The following is an 18,542-nucleotide window of genomic DNA, read 5'->3' as shown; positions in this document are numbered from 1 at the left end:
TAAACCAAGCCGCCCCTACCAAGGTAGGGGCGGCAAGTTAAGTTTTGAACAAGCTTAGTCTTCTTCGTCCTCTGGAACGAAGTCAACGCCACTTTCTTTACGCTGCTCGGGCGTGATCGGAGCCGGAGCATCGGTTAATGGATCGTAGCCACCCCCGGACTTGGGGAAGGCGATAACGTCGCGAATCGAATCCGCGTGGGTCATCAAAGATACAATCCGATCCCAACCGAAAGCGATCCCACCGTGTGGCGGAGCACCATATTTAAAGGCATTCAGTAAGAACCCAAACTTTTCTTGGGCTTCTTCCGGAGACAATCCCATCACCTTGAAAATACGTTCTTGTACGTCACGGCGGTGGATACGGATAGAACCGCCCCCAATTTCATTACCGTTCAGCACAATATCGTAAGCGTAGGCCAGTGCATTACCCGGGTCTTCCTCGAAATGGTCAAGCCATTCGGGTTTAGGAGAAGTAAAGGCGTGGTGTACCGCTGTCCAAGCAGAAGCTCCCAGCGCCACGTCCCCTTCCGCCTTGGCAGCCGCCGAGGGCTTAAACAGCGGCGCGTCAACTACCCAGACGAATTTCCATTCGTTCGGGTCGAGCAGGTTACAACGGGCACCGATTTCTAGGCGAGCGGCACCCAACAAGGCACGAGCTTCATCAGTCTTGCCGGCACCAAAGAAAATACAATCCCCCGGCTTAGCGCCGGTCACCGCGGCTAGTCCCTCACGCTCGGAATCCGTGAGATTCTTGGCTACTGGTCCAGAGAGACTACCGTCATCTTCAACCTTGACGTAGGCCAAGCCCTTGCCGCCACGCGAACGCGCCCAATCTTGCCACTTATCGAAAGTCCGCCGCGGCTGAGAAGCGCCTCCCGGCATCACCACTGCTCCCACATAGTCTGCACTGGCGAACACCCTAAAGGGGGTGTTTTTAAAATATTCAGTCAAATCTGTTAATTCCAGACCGAAACGTAAATCTGGTTTATCAGTACCAAAACGCGCCATGGCATCGGCGTAGGTCATATGGGGAATTGGGGTTTCGATATTTACATCGATCAGCTTGAAAATATTAGTCAGTACCTGTTCGGCTACCTCGATAACATCCTCTTGCCGCACAAAGCTCATCTCGATGTCCAGCTGAGTGAACTCGGGCTGACGATCAGCACGGAAGTCCTCGTCCCGGTAGCAGCGGGCAATCTGGTAGTAGCGTTCCATTCCCGCGACCATCAGCAGCTGCTTGAAAAGCTGTGGCGACTGCGGCAAGGCATACCAAGAACCCGGGTTCAGGCGAGCCGGCACCAAGAAGTCCCGTGCCCCCTCCGGAGTTGACCGGGTTAAAGTCGGGGTTTCAATCTCTACGAAGCCTAGAGAATCTAAAGTATCGCGAGTGACCTTGGATACCTTCGAGCGTAGACGCAGACGGTTTTGCATCTCGGGGCGACGCAAATCCAGATAGCGGTATTTCAGACGCGCATCCTCGCCAACTTTCCCGGAATCTTCGGCATGGACAGAAACTTGGAAAGGTAGTGCAGCCGCCGGGTTCAGTACCTCTACCTCATCGGCGTAAACCTCTATTTCACCGGTAGGTAGTTCTGGATTCTCGTTACCTTCCGGACGCGGATGAACCTTACCTTTGATGCGCAGAACATATTCACTGCGCAGTTCATGGGCGATTTTTTCGTCATGGATAACTACCTGAGCCACCCCGGAGGCATCCCGCAAATCAATGAAGCAAACGCCCCCGTGATCGCGGCGGCGATCAAGCCAACCCGCTAGTTCTACTGTTTGTCCCACCAGGTCGCGGTTAAGAGTTCCCGCGTCATGCGTTCTGAGCAATGCTGTTCCTTTCCTAATCTAACTGTTAATAGTTTAGCGTCCCCGAGAATCGCTAGCATTTTCCGCCGGCGTTGGTGTCGTGTTTCACTGGTTCTTATTTGCTAACTTTGCTGCTACCTCCGGTAGCGTTAGAGCGAATAGTTATTAAGCAGACAGGCAAAAAATTAATGAGTGAAATAGCCGCGGGGGCAAGTGCGTCCTCTTTTGAAACCAATTCCCCCTTTGAAACCGAGGAACTTTTCGTGGAAGGCAGCTTCGAGAGTGCCGAAACAGATGCCACCAACGAACAACCCTTAGAGAAGGAAACAACTTTCTTTTCCGACCTTGGCTTGCCGGAAATTATTTTACAGACCCTAGAGGAAATGGGGTTTACTGAACCCACCCCGATTCAACGGCAAGGCATTCCTCCTTTGATGGCTGGGCGCGATGTAGTGGGAATCGCACAAACCGGAACTGGCAAAACTGCCGCTTTCGGATTGCCCATTCTTTCCGCGTGTGAAGAAACTGGACAAGTACAAGCCTTAATATTGGCTCCTACCAGGGAACTTGCTGCCCAATCCGCTACCGCGTTAACTGAGTTTTCCCAGGGAATGACACTAAAAATAGTGGCAGTTTACGGGGGAGCTTCATACGGACCGCAGATTTCAGCCTTGCGGGACGGAGCTCAAATCGTGGTTGGCACTCCCGGACGAATTATGGATTTGATGGAACGTGGGGAATTAGATTTATCTGCGCTCAAATTCTTTGTTCTAGACGAAGCAGACGAGATGCTGCGAATGGGTTTTTCCGAGGACGTAGACCAAATTGCTAGCGGCGCCAACCCGGAAGCTATTCGTGCCCTTTTTTCCGCGACTATGCCCCCAGCGATTAAACGAATTGCGGAGCGTCACTTAAGTGATCCGGTAGAAATCTCGATTGCCCCTCAATCCTCCACGGTTGAGACCGTTAATCAGACCTATGCAGTGGTACCCTTCAAGTTTAAATCTGAGGCTTTGGTTAGGGTGCTGGCGCTTAGCGAAGCTTCGGCCGCGATTGTGTTTGTTCGTACCCGTATCGATGCCGAACAGCTGGGGTCGGAATTACAAAAGGCTGGGTTCTTAGCTGCGGCTATCAGCGGCGATGTACCACAGGCAGAACGAGAACGGATCGTAGCCCGCCTGCGCGATGGCGGTCTGGATGTCCTGGTAGCTACCGATGTGGCTGCCCGCGGCCTCGATGTGGAACGTATTGGGTTAGTAGTAAATTACGATGTCCCACGGGAAGCCGAAGCCTATGTACACCGCATTGGGCGCACCGGCAGAGCCGGACGTGAAGGTACCTCGCTAACTTTCTTTACTCCCCGAGAGCGTCCTCGTAAGGGCGTAATCGAAAAGCTCACTGGCCAGAAAATGACCGAAGTGTTCATTCCCTCCCCCGCCCAGGTGGCGCAGGCACGGGCAGGTCGGATGGCTAAGCGTGTCCAATCCCGTTTAGAAAAGGGAGAAATGGATGTTTATTATGACGCTATCCAAGACCTGGTGGTTTCCGAAGGGATAGATATTGGGGACGCCGCTGCCTCGTTACTGGCATTAGCAAGCGGTGATTTCGGCCCAGAGAAACGGCAACTTGATTTCCGAGTCCGGCGGGAAGAAAAAGTTGATGAACTTGGACGTTTCATTTCTGCCAGTTTCGAGGAGGGGCGCGAGGGTACTTCAAAGAAGGGAACACGCGCCAAGGGGGCGGCTCGCCGCCACTTCTCTTCTCCTTCTGCTCGACGGTACCGGATTGAGGTAGGGCGCCGAGATCGGGTTAAACCGGGCGCTATAGTTGGAGCAATCACCGGAGAAGGCGGCCTCAAAGGTGGCGACGTAGGACATATCGATATTCTGCAGAGTTTCTCGCTAGTGGAGCTGGCACGCCCGCTCTCCCCAGAAACCATTCGTAAAATCGCTAAGGCTAGAGTTTCGGGACGTACTTTGCGGATTAGGGAGGACGAAGGTCCGGGCAAAAAGACCGGCAAAAAACGCGACTTTAAGGGTAAACGCCGCGGTTAGAAGAATCGCCTTCCCGGAGCCCTGCCAGTTAACAGGCACAACCTTCTAGGGAGTTTTTAGCATTACCTCAGGTTTCGATGCCAACTCCCAAAAGCATGAAACCAGGGATTCCCTATTTTAGCCGGCCATACAGCTGCCCGCGGCCACCTGTTTTTCTTCCGCAGTTTCCAAGCTAACCCGCCCCTGTACCTTTACGTCTTTACCGAAGGTGAAGGGGCCGGTAACTTTAAAAGACTTAGCTTCCCGCAAAGAGGGAACCCCCTGTGGGAAACGTGCCTCAAAATCGGCGATCTTTTTAAAGAAACGGGAATCCAAATCCACTTCCACTTCTTGGTCGTTGACCTTACGTAGGTGATAGTCATCTCCCAGATCATAAATATCAGAACGAACCAGAGACAGTTCATTAGTGGTTTTGACTGGCAAGAAGCGACTCCGCGGTACCAAAATGGCAGTTGCACCCTTAAATGAGGCAATAGCTGCTCCCATTGCGGTTTCCATTTGAATCACCGCCGGGCTTTGCGAGTCTGCGGGGTCAACCGTCTTGTGGTTAGCGATTAGAGGCAATCCCAATACCGCGTTACGCTCTACCAAAGTATCCCGCAGTTTCACCAGATCAAACCAGAGGTTATTGGTATGGAAGAAGGGGTGGCGATGCTCATCGGTAAAGTAATCCATTTGTTCCGGTGGAGTCTGGGCAGTATCACGCAAAATCAATTGTCCATCTTCCTTGCGGATCGCTAGATGTCCACCTTTGCGATCGTTAATGGTACGCACGCAAAGCTCAGCCGCATAAGGGGCACCACTAGCTGCAAACCAGCCAGCAATCTGGGAATTCGGAGTGGCGCCTAAATTATCGGAATTAGAAGTCATCGCATAGCGGTAGCCAGCATCGATTAATTTATCTAATAGACCCGACCCATATAGGGCGGTATAGATATCTCCATGACCGGGCGGGCACCATTCCAAAGAAGGATCTTTTTCCCAAGAAACCGGAGTTAAATCATCAGCTCTAAGCTTCGGTTCTTGATTTTGGAGAAAGTCCAGGGGCAAACCGGCAACTGCAATCCCCGGATAACGTTGCAAAGCCGCCAAAGTATCTGCTTGGGTACGGAAAGAATTCATAAAAATCAGCGGTAAGCTAACCCCAAATTCTTTGCGTGCCGCCATCACTTGTCGGCAAATAATATCTAGGAAAGTCAATCCTTGCCGCACCGGCAACAAAGACTTGGCCTTATCCATCCCCATTGAGGTTCCCAGACCCCCATTGAGCTTGATCATGACGGTTTTAGCTAATGCCGCCTGCGCCTGCTGGGGGCTAACCTGATTAGCTTCCAAGCGATCCACACTGGTTAACGGAGAAATCGTTTCCTCGGGGATGAAACCGGTGTGTTCCCCCTCTAGAACCCGATAATAGTGGGAAAAAACAGAGATAGCCGCCGAGCTAACCCCGGCATCCTCCATTTTTTTAATTGCCTGGGATAGCCCGGTTTCGCTCATCACAAACCTCTTTTTGGTTAACGTTAACAGCTTTTAAATGGACTCTACTTGTTTTAGCCAAGCCTCACGGGCTTTTAACGACTCTTTCAGTTCCGCTGCTTTTTGGGTTTCCCCATCCGCTTCAGCCTGGGTAATCTCTGCCTTGATCTGTTCAATCAGCGCTACCAATTGCCCGGCCATACCTTCGGCGCGTGCCTTAGTTTCAGGATTGGATTTACGCCAAATTTCTTCTTCCAGACCGCGCAAATGATCCTCTACCGCTCGCATCCGCCGCTCCACACGATCAATATCCGCGCGGGGCACATGCCCAATCTCGTCCCATTTTTCTTGCAGCGGACGCAACTTCGCTTTTAGTTCTTCCACATCAGTGAGCTCTTTAAGAGCCTCCGCTTTTACCAAAATGGCTTCTTTTTTCTGCAGATTCTCAGTTTCGAGGGCGCTCACCGCTTCGTTTTCAGCGTTACGAGCATCGAAGAATTTTTGCTGCGCGCGATGGAAACGCTGCCAGAGGGCGTCATCCTCGCGGCGCGAAGCCCTGCCAGCGTCCTTCCAGCGCTGCATCAATTCGCGGTACGCGCGGGAAGTTTCCCCCCAATTAGTAGAGCTAGAAAGCGCTTCGGCCTCGGTAATGAGTTTTTCTTTTACCGCTTTGGCCTGGGCTTGGGCAGCGTCTAGTTCGTTAAAGAAAACCCGCCGTTTCTTGTCAAAAGCTGAACGAGCCGCCGCGAAACGCTTCCACAGTTCATCTTCAATTGCGCGTTCAATCCGCGGCCCGGCCTGTTGCAGCCGTTTCCACTCATCTAACAAATCTCGTAGTTCTTGCCCAGATTGTTTCCACTGGGTGCGAGCAGAGTCTTGTCCGGCGATTTCCTCGGCTCTAGTTACTACTCTTTCACGGTTCTTACGGGACTCTTCTTTCGCTTCTGCCCGCTGCGTCGCTGCCTCTTCTTTGCGTTTATCTGCTTTTTCTTGTAGCTGAGCAACTTTATCGCGTAGAGCCGGAAGGTCACCCACCGCTGCCGGCTGGCTGACCTGCTCACGCAAGGACTTCATAGTCTGATCTATTTCACGCTCAGCAAGTTTAGGTAGCCGCTCGGCAAACAACGATATTTGGGCAGCTAAATCCAGGTAACGCCGCACATAAATATTTAACGGATTGGCGGGTATCTCTGCGGGGAACTGTCCAATCTGGCGTTCTTCTTCTCCGTCCTTAACCCACACGCGCCCTTCATCGTCAACACGCCCGAAGGGCAGCGCTGCGGAAAAGTCAGGGGTTTTTATCGGCGTTACCGATTTATTTTCCCGAGGTAGGTGAATCTTCCCCGGGGTCGGCACGGCTTTGGGCTTCGGAGCGATATCAGGCTGTTCAGTCACTAATTTTTTCCTTAAATCAGTCGAGGGCGGCTAGGTTTAGCCGCTTGCGCGCGGAGCTGGTTGCTCCCTAACCATATTATGCACTAGAGCACCTAAAGCACCAAGGGCGCACATACTTTAAGATGGATTTATGAGGATTGAAAAGTTTTATGCCCCTTTTTATTCGGAAAATCCCTATCTGCTTTTAGCTGAAGGCAGTACCCAGGCGCTGATAGTAGATCCCGGCCACGGAGCATTGGAGCAAATAGAACAGGAGCTATCACGCTTAGAAGTGACAGTAGCGGCGGTGCTTTGTACCCACGGTCACGCTGACCATATCTGGGATGCACACGCAGTAGCAGGAAAGGCTCCAGTCTATATTCCTGCCCCTGATGAATACCGTTTTCACCCTAATAAGCTGGATCCTCGCGAACGTGCGGAACATGAACTATCTCTTACCCCCTGGAAGGAACCGGAAAACCTGCAAGAGTTACCGAGTAAAGCTACCAGTGAAGGCTTAGAAATCGCGCCCGGAATTTTTATGCGAGCAGTACCCGCTCCAGGACATACCGAGGGTTCTACCCTGTTTCTTTTTGAAGCAGAAAAGCTCGACGGAAATCAGGCAGCAGAGGCGCAAACGATTTGGGATCAGTGGCTGATCGAATCTGGACAAGGAAAAGATACTGTTCAACACCTGGCTTTGTCGGGAGATGTAATCTTCGCGGGCTCGGTTGGCCGCACTGATCTTCCCGGTGGCGATTCCCAACAGATGCTGCACACTTTACGAACCTTGCAAAATGTAATTAACCCCGACACTCTACTACTTCCCGGACACGGCCCGGCTACAGTATTTGGGTTGGAAAAAGCCCATAACCCCTTCTTAGCCCAAGCACGCTATCAGGGATAATCGTTTTCCACAGTTCAAGCAGTTACCAATTTTCCTTGCGGGATTTTTTTGGTTTTTCCTCTGTCTCCTGTGAGCTGCAGGCTTAGGGAATGGAGACAATACTGGTCGACGCCCTAGAAAACCAAATTTTGCACGGTTCAGCGCGTTCCACCCTCACTCGCGTAAACCGCTTTACCTGTTGGCGGGACACTAACGCCGAGTTAATTGCCGAGCCAGTAACCTTATCCTCAATCTATGGCCGCGCCCTCTTCCTATCTCCCCTCGTACCCAAGGGTTGTTTCTTAACCGGGAATTCCGCCGCTTGGGTGTGGGCAGGGCAGACAATCCCTCCCGAAACCCTGTATATAGCGAGCGCACGCCGCCCTCTGCGCGCAGCAGATTCCCGCTTTTGGATTCACCTCGATATTTCCGCTAGACGCATGTTAACCGAACAGGGAATCAAAGCTCTGGGATCCAAGCGGGAAAGTAACCACCTTGCCATTTCCTCTAACGAAAAAACAGAGGGAGTTAACCAGACGGACTTCCTAAGTATAGGAAAAGTTAAGCTGCTTAGTCCCTGGGCGACCCTGCACTTTTGTAAAGACCACCCTAACCTTCCCGGAAGTGAAAGTTGGAACCCGAATCACCTCCTTACTTTGGCTAACCGCTTATTTTCGTAAAGTACGTGTGGTGCGATTAGCCGAAAACACTCCCGGAACCTTGCGTATATCGCTCAAAATGGTGTGTAAATAACGAGAATCTGCTACCTCAAAAGTGTAGCGGGAACTGGCAACTCGATCCGAGGAAGTGTTCATAGAGGCAGCCAAAATATTGGCGCGGTAATCAGAAAGCACCTTGGTAACATCGTTAATCAAGCCCTCGCGGTCTAGCGCCTGAATCTCGATTTCTACCTGGAATTTAGCGGTGGGATGTGCTGCCCACGAAACTTGCACCACCCGCTCGGGATGCGACATTAAGTTTTGGGCGTTAGAACACTCCGGGCGATGCACAGAAACCCCGTGTCCACGAGTAACGAAACCTACAATTTTATCTCCGGGGAGGGGGTTGCAACAGCGGGCAATCTTCGTCCAGATTTCCCCTTGCTTCATCCCTTCCACCTGAATACCGGTACCTTCGCTTCCGCCGAATGGACGGGATTCAACCTGCTCAGGAAGTACCGCTTCGGATAGAGTTTCTTCAGCTCCGTCCTCTCCCCCGGCGCTTTCCATTAGCTTGTCTACGACATTGGCAGCAGAAACATGATGAGATCCCACTGCCGCGTAGAGAGCAGAAATATCGGTATAACCCATCCCGGAAGCTAAGGCCGTCATGGTGTCATGGCTCATTAGCCGCTGCAATGGTAGGTTCTGTTTACGCATAAAGCTAGAAATCAGGTCTTGCCCAGCCTCTATCGCTTCTTCGCGTCGTTCTTTCGAGAACCAGGCCTTAATCTTGTTACGAGCCCGGGGACTCGCTACAAACTTTAGCCAATCGCGGGAAGGCCCCGAATTAGGGGAGCGGGAAGTTAATACCTCTACGCTGTCCCCATTTTCCAGTTGCGTATCTAAAGGAACCAGTTTGCCGCCAACTTTGGCTCCCACCGTACGGTTACCAACCTCGGTATGAACCGCATAGGCAAAATCAACTGGAGTGGATCCCGCCGGGAGATCTTTAACTTCGCCTGCCGGGGTAAACACATATACCCGGGAACCCGACATCTCATAGCGCAGCGAATCTAAAAATTCGCCGGGATCCTTGGTTTCTTTTTGCCAATCCACCAGTTGGCGCAACCAACCCATTTCGTCACTATCCGCCAATACGGTTTTATTGTCACCGGCAGATTTCGCATTAGGGTCTTCCTTATAGCGCCAGTGAGCAGCGATACCATACTCGGCACGGCGGTGCATTTCGCGGGTACGAATCTGGATTTCTACCGGTTTACCACCCGGCCCAACCACCGTAGTATGTAGAGACTGGTAAAGGTTGAATTTGGGCATTGCAATATAATCCTTGAAACGCCCGGGAATCGGATTCCAACGCGCATGCATTTCTCCCAGAACCGCATAACAGTCCCGAACACTTTCTACCAGTACCCGCACCCCAACCAGGTCATAAATATCATCAAAATCGCGCCCTCGTACAATCATCTTTTGGTATATCGAGTAGTGATGTTTCGGACGTCCGGTAACTTCTCCGGCAATCTTATTTACCCGTAAATCTTCTTTAATTATATCGATAACTTCCCGCAGGTATTTTTCGCGCTCCGGAGCTCGTTCATGCACTAAGTTATCGATTTCCTCATACAAATCCGGGTAAAGAGTTTTAAAAGCTAGATCTTCAAGTTCCCACTTAATAGTATTCATCCCTAAGCGATGCGCTAGAGGGGCAAAAATTTCCAGGGTTTCGCGTGCCTTATTTTGCGCCGATTTAGGGGAAACATATTTCCAGGTACGAGCATTATGAAGGCGGTCTCCAAGTTTTATTACCAACACCCGAATATCCCGGGACATGGAGATAATCATTTTGCGTACGGTCTCAGACTGAGCTGCCTGCCCATAGGTAACTTTATCCAGTTTAGTTACCCCATCTACCAGTAGCGCGATTTCTTCCCCGAAATCTGCAGTCAGCTGTTCGAGGGTATAGTCAGTGTCTTCCACCGTGTCATGGAGTAGTGCCGCCGCTAAGGTAGTGCTGGTCATCCCAATTTCCGCCAGGATAGTGGCCACCGCTACCGGGTGGGTAATATAGGGCTCCCCAGATTTGCGAAACTGACCCTCATGGCAGCGCGAGGCAGTCTGATATGCACGCTCAATCAGCGAAATATCCGCTTTAGGGTGATTAGCTCTAAGCGCCCGTACCAGAGCCTGAATATGGGGATCAATATTCTTAGAACGCCCCGTTAACCAGGCTAAGGACGCACGCACCCGGGAGGACGGAACCGCATTAGTGCCCTCATCGGGAGTGATAGAACTCATGACTCTAGTTTAGTGATCCACCAATCATTTCCCCAAGTTTCCAGCTAGAAATAGCATTAGCCCTAACTAACGGTACTCAAATAGGTTAGATCTCAGTCAAAGCTTCACACTCGATGTCGCCAATATGAGCGCGCCCATCTAGTTCTTGTAATTCCATAAGGACACACACTGATTCCACTATGGCGCCCGCGCGTTTAATTAACGCTGCCGAAGCATTGACAGTACCCCCGGTAGCTAACACGTCGTCCAGTACCAAAACCCGCGCGCCCTTGGCAATCGAATCCGGCTGTAGTTCCATCCGGGATTTCCCGTACTCAAGCCCGTAGTCAATTCCAATTACCGGACCGGGAAGTTTCCCGGCTTTACGGATCATCAAGGTGCCCAGTCCCAGTTCAACCGCTACCGGAGCTGCAATCAGAAAACCGCGAGACTCTAGACCGGCAACCAAATCAACTCGATCCCGATAAAAGTCAGCCAAACCCTTCACCAACTGGGAAAAAGCTTTCCCATTAGCCAGTAACGGGGAAATATCCCGGAATAGTACCCCACTTTGGGGAAAATCCGGTACGTCGCGCAGGTTATCGCGAATAATTTTCCCGAGCGGTGCAAGTTTAGGATTTATCATCGCTTGCTCCTAGGAGTCCGTTTAGGTTGTGCCTGTTGTCCCTGGTGATGTCCAGATTTAAGGGGTTGTGCAACCCGGGACAGCTCCGGGGTCTTCCCCGCTACTTGGTCACTACCTCCCGCGCGGCGCTCCATAACTTTTTGGGTGTGACTTGAAATCTTTGCGGTACGAGAACGCAACAGCATCAGCATTGAGGGCGCAATCAAAATCGAGGATAGAGTACCCGCAATCATACCCACGAATAGCGCTAGCGAGATATCTCGCAAGGTGCCGCCGCCCAGAGTTATCCAGGAAATCAGCAAAATCGAGGTAACCGGCAAAAGAGCCACTACCGAGGTGTTAATTGAGCGCACCAGGGTCTGGTTAATCGCCAGGTTAACAATCTCGCCGTAGGTTGAGCGAGTTTGTTGTTCGAAATCAACCGAGAGTTCGCGCACCTTGTCAAAGACCACCACCGTGTCATAGAGGGAGTACCCCAAGATAGTGAGTACCCCAATAATAGTCGCCGGAGAAATCTCTACCCGAGTCAGCGCCAAAACTAGGCCGGTTATTAGCACGTCATGGCAAAGCGCGAACAATGCCGAAAATGCCATCGTCCAGGTTTTAAAATATGCCCACAACATCAGCGCCACTAGAATGAAGAAAATCACCAGTGACTGTAGCGCTTTGAAAGTCACATCTGCACCCCAAGACGGGCCAATAGTGGTCGCCGCAACTTTCGCCTCTGGTAAGTTATAGGCTTTTGCCAATTGCGTGACTACCTGACGTTTCGCATTAGTATCCAGGGAAACCGATTGTACGCGTACCGAGGAGGCTCCCACCGAGTTGACCGAAGAACCTTTCAGTTTAGGATTGGTGTTTACGATCTTGCGGGCAGGTGCCTGATCGCGTCCGGTGACGGAAGAAATCGTGAATTCTGTTCCGCCCTTGAAGTCAATCGAACGTTCTAATCCCAGTACTGACATGGCTAATACCGAAATCAACATTAACGTGGCGCCAGCCATCAATAAGTACTTGCGGTTATCAATGAACTTATAGGACTTGCGACCGGAATAAAGGGCATTGCCCCAACTAGCGAAACTCACTTTTCATCCTCCTGATCCGTCCCAGATACTGACGCCAGCGCTTCTGAAACAGCATCATCCTCGCTGGAATCTGATTTTGCCTCCAGGTGGTCATCCCCCGCCTGTTCCGCGGTTCCCTGGGAAGCAGTTTTGTACACAGAGCGAATTTTCCGCACCTTACCAGCACCTACATACCGATAGGTTCCACGTTGCGCCCCCAGATGCTCTGGATCTAGACCGGAAAGCTTATGTCCTTCGCCGAAGAACTTAAAGCGCAGCAGCCAGACCATCATTGGGTGGGTGAAGATGAAGATCAATGCCAGGTCGATCAAAGTGGTGACCCCTAGGGTGAAAGCAAAACCTTGCACCCCGCCCACCGCTAGGAAGTAAAGAACACAGGCAGCCAGTACATTTACCAAGTCCGAGGTAACGATAGTGCGTTTTGCCCGATCCCAACCTACGCTCACTGCACTAGCGAGAGCTTTCCCATCACGAACCTCATCGCGAATCCTCTCGAAGTAGATAATGAAGGAGTCTGCGGTAGTCCCGATAGAGACAATCACGCCCGCAATGCCGGCTAGCGAGAGGCGGTAACCCATCGACCAGGAAAGTAAAGTCAATACCAGATACAGGATTACCCCGGCACTCACCAGGGAGCCCACTGCCACGACTGCTAGTCCGCGGTATTGCCAAATCAGGTAGAACACTACCAAAATCAACCCGATAATACCGGCAATAACGCCATATCGTAACTGGTCAGCGCCTAATGTTGCCGATACTTGTTGCTCGGATTGTACATCGAAGTTAAGCGGTAGAGAGCCAAACTTTAACTGGTTAGCCAAAGCGGTAGAGGAAGAACGAGTAAATGAGCCAGAGATTTCGGCCTTACCATTAGTGATTGCATTGTTTACTCCCGGAGCCGATACCACCAGCCCATCGAGTACAATCGCGAAGCGGTTTTTATCATTCTTCTGCCCCGGAGGTAAACCATTTTCACCCGCGACCGGTTTATCCCGGAATTTGAAGAGCCGGGTAGTGGTGTTTCCAAACTGAGTGGCACCCTGTTTATCAAAAGCCAGGTTGACAACCCACTGTCCCGTGGATTGTCCAGATGCGCCGGTTCCCATCCCGGATTCTGCGGAAGAAATCCGTGCCCCAGAGACTTCCGCCGGAGAAAGAATGTATTTTTCGTGCCCTTCATTAGAACAGGCCACCAAGGGTTTCTTGACATCACCCGAGGAGCCACCTTCCCGGGAGCTCTTTTGCTGACAATCTTTTGCGTAGAACTCCTCGAGAACTTTTTCGGTTATCCAAGCATCATCCGAGTTATCTTGCGGTTGGCTGAGCGGCTGATCGCTGATCTTGCCGTCATGATTCAAATCAGCCATCTGCTTAGCGAACGCCTGCGGGTCGATATTCGTCTTTGGAGATGCTTTCTTCCCCGATTTTTGCTGCTCCGCCTGCTGTACCATCAGCGATTGCGGAACTCCTGGAGCAGAGCGCAGTACCGAACGGAAATACAACTCGGCTGACTGACGTACCAAGTCCAAAGTTTCTTTCGAGGGGTTACCTGGCAATGCAACTAGAATATTGGAGTTTCCCTGGGAGGTAATCTCGGCCTCTGATACCCCCGAGGCATCGATACGCTGACGAATTACCTCGATTGCCTGCGTTATATCTTCCGCAGTAACCGCACGTTTCGCCCCCGAAGCTGCGTTACCTTTCGGAGTAAGAATCAGCTGCGTACCGCCTTCCAAATCCAAAGCCAAAGAGGGGGTAGGCTTTGCTTTCTTAGTGAGCACCCCTACCAGTAAGGTTCCAGCAAGAGCCAGTACAAGTACCAGGAAAACCGCCAGTGTACGTCCGGCGTGATATTTTTTCTTCGCCAATGTTGTTCTTTCCGTTATCTACGGTGATTTTTCTTCGCTTAGTTGTTCTTTTCGCCCGAATCGCTGTCTTCAGAGGCAGAATCCTCTGTTTCCCCAGCAGGATTTTCATCCCCTTTAGCGTCTTCTTTTAGATCTTCTGTGGGCTGGTTATCTTCCCCGTTTGCACCTACGTGATCTGTGGTGCTGTCACCGGCAGATTCCGTATCGGGGGCAAACGGAGGGTTACCTACGCTGACGATTGCTCGAGTAGTCCACAGCGTCTCGGTTCCGTCCGAAGTCTCTAGCACGATTACATCGCCATCGGTTTCAACATAGCGACCGTAAAAACCAGAGGTAGTCATTACCCAAGCTCCGGGCACCATCTCTTTGGCTAGCTTATCGCGCTGCTCCGCCTGCCGCTTCTTGGCGTTGCGTGAAGAAAAAAGCATCATCACTAGAAACGCAGCGATAACCGCCAAAAGTAACCCACTACCCATTATCAACCTTCCAATCTAAAATTCTTAACCTTAATGATTCTAAGCGTTAAAGCACGTCTGTTGCATCTTTCACGCCCGTATTTGGCCGCTTTTGTGACCAGTAGCCCCTGATTCGCCGTCGCTTAACTCAAACAGGGAGGCTTCACCGTCAGCAAATGGCGGCTTTAACCCCAAATGCGCGAAAGCATTAGGAGTGGCAATTCGCCCTCGAGGAGTGCGGGCAATAAACCCCTGACGCACCAGATAAGGTTCCGAAACAGTTTCTACCGTTTCTGGTTCCTCCCCCACCGATACTGCCAAAGTGGTCAGACCTACCGGCCCGCCAGCAAACCGCTCACATAGCGCCTGTAAAACTGAGCGATCCAGTCGATCCAATCCCGCCGGATCAACTTCAAACAGGTCAAGAGCGGCTTTGGCAGCTTCTAATGAAAGATTCCCATTCCCGTGCACCTGCGCATAGTCGATAACCCTGCGTAGCAACCGGTTAGCAATGCGGGGAGTTCCCCGTGAGCGCGCCGCCATTTCCGCCGCTGCCTGCGGATCCAATTCCGCTTCCATCAGTCGGGCGGAACGAGTTAAGACTTGGCGCAATTCCTGGGGACTGTAATAATCCAAATGCGCGGTAAAGCCAAAGCGATCCCGCAAAGGTGCAGGTAGTAATCCTGAGCGGGTGGTTGCCCCCACTACGGTAAATGGGGGCAAGGTCAAAGGAATCGAGGTTGCACCCGGGCCTTTTCCTACCACCACGTCTACGCGAAAATCTTCCATCGCCAGGTAAAGCATTTCTTCCGCGGTGCGAGCTAAACGGTGAATCTCGTCAATAAACAGTACGTCCCCCTCTTGCAGGGCAGAAAGTATTGCCGCTAAATCCCCAGCATGTTGAATCGCCGGGCCAGAGGTAAGCCGCAGCGAAGTTCCGGTTTCATGAGCGATAATCATCGCCAAAGTGGTTTTACCCAATCCGGGGGGACCAGCCAAAAGTACGTGGTCAGGGGTGGTACCTCGCCCGATTGCGGCCTTTAGCACCAGATTAAGTTGGCGGCGAATTTTTTCTTGTCCCACAAAAGAATCTAAGTCTTTCGGGCGCAGCGCCGCTTCCGCTGCCCGCTCAACTTCATCAGCTCCCGGCCCCACCGGAGAGCTAATCGCCCACTCGTTAGTTTCTTCCACTACGTTCCCCTATGCGTGATGTTTCCCTAACAATTGTAAGGCTGCACGCAAAAGTTCGGGAACCTGCGCCTGCGGGTTAGCTTCGGCCGCCTCTTTCACAGCCTTTTGCGCCAGCGGAGTTCGCCACCCTAGCTGTTCAAGCGCATGGCAAACTTCTTCGCGTCCGGCGCTGCCGATCCCGCCACTAGCCTCGGCCTGTTCCCCAGCAGGCTCTCCTAGCTTATCCCCGATTTCCACTAGGATGCGTTGCGCCGATTTCTTACCTACCCCCGGAATTTGAGTAAGCGCCGCCAGGTCACCTTGGGATACTGCTGCCCGTAGCTCATAGGGGCTAAACACTGCGAGGGCGGCTAGCGCCAGCTTGGGGCCGATTCCAGAAATGGTGATTAGGGTGGAGAAAATATCGCGTTCATCGCGCCCCGCAAAACCGAAAAGCAGCCAAGCATCTTCGCGCACCACCAGGTGAGTAAGTATCTTGACTTCTTTGCCGACTTCCAAGGTGGACAAGGTAGCGGGGGTAGCGAAAAAACTATAGCCCACGCCCGCCACGTCAATAGTGGCTCGGTCTAGTCTTACTTCCTCGATAGTTCCCGATAAATGCGCAATCATATAGAATCTCCGCTAACTGGCTACTGGTTATAAAGGCTATCCTACTTGCTCTTATTTCGCCTAAGTCGCGGATCTACCGCTCCGGTGCGCCGACTTGTAGCCTGCGCCTGCGCCCACACCTTTTGGGCACTAGTAAGATTTCCCCTCGCAGATATCTTGCCCGAAAGTGAAACATTAACGGTTCCATCTCGGCTTGCTCCTTGCAAGCCATCGCGCCGCCACCCATGACAAATCGCGATGGCTAATGCATCCGCGGCATCAGCGGGACGCACCACTTTTTCCATCCGTAAAATCCGTTGCACCATGTGCTGCACCTGGGCTTTATTAGCTACCCCGGATCCAGTAACCGCAGCTTTCACTTCCGAAGGAGTATGGATGGCGAGCGGCAGTTTATGCGCAGCCGCCTCGGTCATTGCCACTCCCATTACCCACATGGTGGAGGTAACTGACTGGACATTATCTTGAGCGAACACCCGCTCGATTGACATTACATCTGGTTGGTGCGCTTCGATAGCGGCTGCAATGCGGCGACGGATTTTATCGAGGCGAAAATGGGACGCCATATTTTGCGGAGATCGAGCGACCTCGACATGCACCAGCTGGGCGCGCCGCTGCGAATCCATATCAACGACTCCAATTCCGCAGCGGGTAAGACCGGGATCAATTCCTATAATCCGCAAAAAATTTTGCCTATTCTTCTTCCTCGTATTGCTGTTGCACCTCGGGGGTAACCGATAGATTAGTGAACACGTCCTGCACATCATCGCTATCTTCTAGAGCATCAATGAGGCGCATCACCTGGCGATACTTAGCTAAATCTAGCTCAGCCGCAGTCGTAGCCTGCCACTGAGACTCAGCCGAATCGTAGTCAATACCGGCTTCTTGCAAAGCCTTGCGCACCTCTACCAGGTTTGTGGGGTCACAAACAACAGTAAAGGTCTCTGCGCCCTCTTCTACTTCCTCGGCCCCTGCGTCCAGGACTGCCATCAAAATGGTGTCCTCGTCTATGCCTTCCGCTTTAGGTACTTCAATCGCTCCCACCCGGTTAAACAGGTAAGAAACGGAACCGGGATCAGCAAGGTTACCACCGTTCTTACTGAAGGCAGTCCGCACATCGGCAGCAGCACGATTCTTGTTATCAGTCAGGCACTCAACCAGCATTGCGACCCCGCCAGGACCGTAACCTTCGTAAGAAATGGTTTGCCAGTCGGCTCCCCCAGCTTCGGCTCCGGAGCCACGTGCAACCGCCCGCTTAATGTTATCGGCCGGTACCGAGTTCTTCTTAGCTTTTTGGATCGCGTCAAATAGAGTGGGATTTCCAGCAGGATCACCACCACCAGTACGGGCTGCTACCTCTATATTTTTAATCAAACGGGCAAAAAGTTTACCCCGTTTAGCGTCGATTGCCGCTTTCTTATGTTTGGTGGTAGCCCACTTTGAGTGACCCGACATTCGCTCTCCTTAATTCCGCTCGCGCAATTAGTTTTCAAAATACAAGCCGATTTTAACGCCTTTGCGCCCTCATCGTCTAAATAGCCTTAATCGTAGACGGTGCGGCAGTTTCCATCCCAAGTTTGAGCCCAGTGCGGAGCTAATTCCCACAGGCAGTTAGGGTAAATAGTTTCCCGCTCAGCTAAGTTCACAAGCTCCGTAAGGGAAATCCAGCGGATGTCCTCTAAAAGCTGCTTTTCCGAGGGCGTCCACTTGGCCGGAAAAACCCGAGGCGCATCCGCGTTCATCCGCACTAAAAAATAGTGTTCAGCCTGGATAGCCCACAGTTTACGAAATTTAAGCAAAGATTCCCGGTAAAGCACCGGCCCCTGCATCTCTTCCAGAGGCAAACTAATCCCGGTTTCCTCTTTAAACTCACGCTGAGCCGCCTGTTTGGGAGATTCGCCTCCTTTAATACCTCCTCCGGGAGTAAACCACCAGCAATGAGTGGAATCAGAAAAATCATGACCTTTGATTAACAGGATGCGCTGGCATCTATCGAAGGCGATAATGCGGGCAGCGTGACGACCCGGGTAGCCATCTTGATCGACTAGCCAATCAGAACCAAGTAGATTTTCTCCGGCAGGTGGAAAAGGGTTCGGGAGCGGTCGCGGCACCTGAAAACCGGAATTCAA

Annotated in this window: 16 protein-coding genes; 3 read left to right on the top strand and 13 right to left on the bottom strand. The window is 51.9% G+C overall.

The window, feature by feature from the left end:
• Positions 1-54 precede the first annotated feature (54 nt).
• Positions 55-1,839, bottom strand: coding sequence for an aspartate--tRNA ligase (gene aspS, locus EFB02_RS08415; protein ID WP_122821138.1), 1,785 nt, complete (start codon positions 1,837-1,839; stop codon positions 55-57).
• A 167-nt stretch (positions 1,840-2,006) separates the two neighbouring features.
• On the opposite strand from aspS, the gene EFB02_RS08410 reads away from it, so the two are divergent.
• Complete coding sequence (locus EFB02_RS08410) at positions 2,007-3,872, top strand: DEAD/DEAH box helicase (RefSeq protein WP_122821137.1); 1,866 nt, start codon at positions 2,007-2,009, stop codon at positions 3,870-3,872.
• Between the two features lie 117 nt (positions 3,873-3,989).
• Here EFB02_RS08410 and EFB02_RS08405 read toward each other — a convergent pair whose 3' ends face one another.
• Both EFB02_RS08405 and EFB02_RS08400 read right to left on the bottom strand, forming a co-directional pair.
• Complete coding sequence (locus EFB02_RS08405) at positions 3,990-5,369, bottom strand: UTP--glucose-1-phosphate uridylyltransferase (protein WP_122821136.1); 1,380 nt, start codon at positions 5,367-5,369, stop codon at positions 3,990-3,992.
• A gap of 33 nt (positions 5,370-5,402) precedes the next feature.
• Positions 5,403-6,743, bottom strand: a complete 1,341-nt coding sequence (locus tag EFB02_RS08400; RefSeq protein WP_122821135.1) for a DUF349 domain-containing protein — start codon at positions 6,741-6,743, stop codon at positions 5,403-5,405.
• 130 nt (positions 6,744-6,873) lie between these two features.
• On the opposite strand from EFB02_RS08400, the gene EFB02_RS08395 reads away from it, so the two are divergent.
• Both EFB02_RS08395 and EFB02_RS08390 read left to right on the top strand, forming a co-directional pair.
• Entirely contained in the window at positions 6,874-7,629 is a 756-nt protein-coding gene (locus tag EFB02_RS08395) for an MBL fold metallo-hydrolase (RefSeq protein ID WP_122821134.1), read from the top strand.
• Positions 7,630-7,718: 89 nt separating this feature from the next.
• A complete protein-coding gene (locus EFB02_RS08390; RefSeq protein ID WP_122821133.1) occupies positions 7,719-8,288 on the top strand; it encodes a hypothetical protein in 570 nt (189 codons plus the stop codon).
• Here EFB02_RS08390 and EFB02_RS08385 read toward each other — a convergent pair.
• The 10 genes from EFB02_RS08385 to EFB02_RS08340 all read right to left on the bottom strand — a co-directional run bounded on the left by EFB02_RS08385 (position 8,277) and on the right by EFB02_RS08340 (position 18,542).
• Positions 8,277-10,583, bottom strand: a complete 2,307-nt coding sequence (locus tag EFB02_RS08385; RefSeq protein ID WP_122821132.1) for a RelA/SpoT family protein — start codon at positions 10,581-10,583, stop codon at positions 8,277-8,279. The two genes, EFB02_RS08390 and EFB02_RS08385, sit on opposite strands and share 12 nt — an antisense overlap.
• 85 nt (positions 10,584-10,668) lie before the next feature.
• Positions 10,669-11,208 (bottom strand): adenine phosphoribosyltransferase, encoded by a 540-nt coding sequence (locus EFB02_RS08380; RefSeq protein WP_122821131.1) that lies wholly within the window; start codon positions 11,206-11,208, stop codon positions 10,669-10,671.
• Positions 11,205-12,293: a protein translocase subunit SecF gene (gene secF / locus EFB02_RS08375; RefSeq protein WP_234992805.1), complete on the bottom strand. Its 1,089-nt coding sequence runs from the start codon at positions 12,291-12,293 to the stop codon at positions 11,205-11,207. Before secF ends, EFB02_RS08380 begins: the two co-directional genes overlap by 4 nt.
• Positions 12,290-14,161 carry a protein translocase subunit SecD gene (gene secD / locus EFB02_RS08370; RefSeq protein ID WP_122821130.1) on the bottom strand — a complete coding sequence of 624 codons (1,872 nt, stop codon included), beginning with the start codon at positions 14,159-14,161 and terminating at the stop codon, positions 12,290-12,292. The genes secF and secD overlap by 4 nt, the downstream gene beginning before the upstream one ends.
• A gap of 38 nt (positions 14,162-14,199) precedes the next feature.
• Complete coding sequence (locus EFB02_RS08365) at positions 14,200-14,637, bottom strand: preprotein translocase subunit YajC (RefSeq protein ID WP_122821129.1); 438 nt, start codon at positions 14,635-14,637, stop codon at positions 14,200-14,202.
• A gap of 69 nt (positions 14,638-14,706) precedes the next feature.
• A complete protein-coding gene (gene ruvB, locus EFB02_RS08360) occupies positions 14,707-15,807 on the bottom strand; it encodes a Holliday junction branch migration DNA helicase RuvB (RefSeq protein WP_122821128.1) in 1,101 nt (366 codons plus the stop codon).
• Between the two features lie 9 nt (positions 15,808-15,816).
• Positions 15,817-16,416 (bottom strand): Holliday junction branch migration protein RuvA, encoded by a 600-nt coding sequence (ruvA, locus tag EFB02_RS08355; protein WP_122821127.1) that lies wholly within the window; start codon positions 16,414-16,416, stop codon positions 15,817-15,819.
• Positions 16,417-16,457: 41 nt separating this feature from the next.
• Entirely contained in the window at positions 16,458-17,096 is a 639-nt protein-coding gene (locus EFB02_RS08350; RefSeq protein WP_122821126.1) for a crossover junction endodeoxyribonuclease RuvC, read from the bottom strand.
• Positions 17,097-17,106: 10 nt separating this feature from the next.
• Positions 17,107-17,868 (bottom strand): YebC/PmpR family DNA-binding transcriptional regulator, encoded by a 762-nt coding sequence (locus EFB02_RS08345; protein WP_122821125.1) that lies wholly within the window; start codon positions 17,866-17,868, stop codon positions 17,107-17,109.
• Between the two features lie 86 nt (positions 17,869-17,954).
• Entirely contained in the window at positions 17,955-18,542 is a 588-nt protein-coding gene (locus EFB02_RS08340; protein ID WP_160115408.1) for an NUDIX hydrolase, read from the bottom strand.

This window comes from Varibaculum vaginae, from assembly GCF_900604285.1.
GTDB classification, from domain to species: Bacteria; Actinomycetota; Actinomycetes; order Actinomycetales; family Actinomycetaceae; genus Varibaculum; species Varibaculum vaginae.
This window is presented reverse-complemented; position numbering and strand designations above follow the sequence as displayed.

Coding starts and splice junctions, on each gene's coding strand:
- EFB02_RS08380 (WP_122821131.1), bottom strand. CDS start 11,208: ATGATAAATCCTAAACTTGCACCGCTCGGGAAAATTATTCGCGATAAC.
- ruvA (WP_122821127.1), bottom strand. CDS start 16,416: ATGATTGCGCATTTATCGGGAACTATCGAGGAAGTAAGACTAGACCGA.
- EFB02_RS08365 (WP_122821129.1), bottom strand. CDS start 14,637: ATGGGTAGTGGGTTACTTTTGGCGGTTATCGCTGCGTTTCTAGTGATG.
- EFB02_RS08395 (WP_122821134.1), top strand. CDS start 6,874: ATGAGGATTGAAAAGTTTTATGCCCCTTTTTATTCGGAAAATCCCTAT.
- EFB02_RS08405 (WP_122821136.1), bottom strand. CDS start 5,369: ATGAGCGAAACCGGGCTATCCCAGGCAATTAAAAAAATGGAGGATGCC.
- EFB02_RS08410 (WP_122821137.1), top strand. CDS start 2,007: ATGAGTGAAATAGCCGCGGGGGCAAGTGCGTCCTCTTTTGAAACCAAT.
- EFB02_RS08390 (WP_122821133.1), top strand. CDS start 7,719: ATGGAGACAATACTGGTCGACGCCCTAGAAAACCAAATTTTGCACGGT.
- EFB02_RS08385 (WP_122821132.1), bottom strand. CDS start 10,583: ATGAGTTCTATCACTCCCGATGAGGGCACTAATGCGGTTCCGTCCTCC.
- EFB02_RS08345 (WP_122821125.1), bottom strand. CDS start 17,868: ATGTCGGGTCACTCAAAGTGGGCTACCACCAAACATAAGAAAGCGGCA.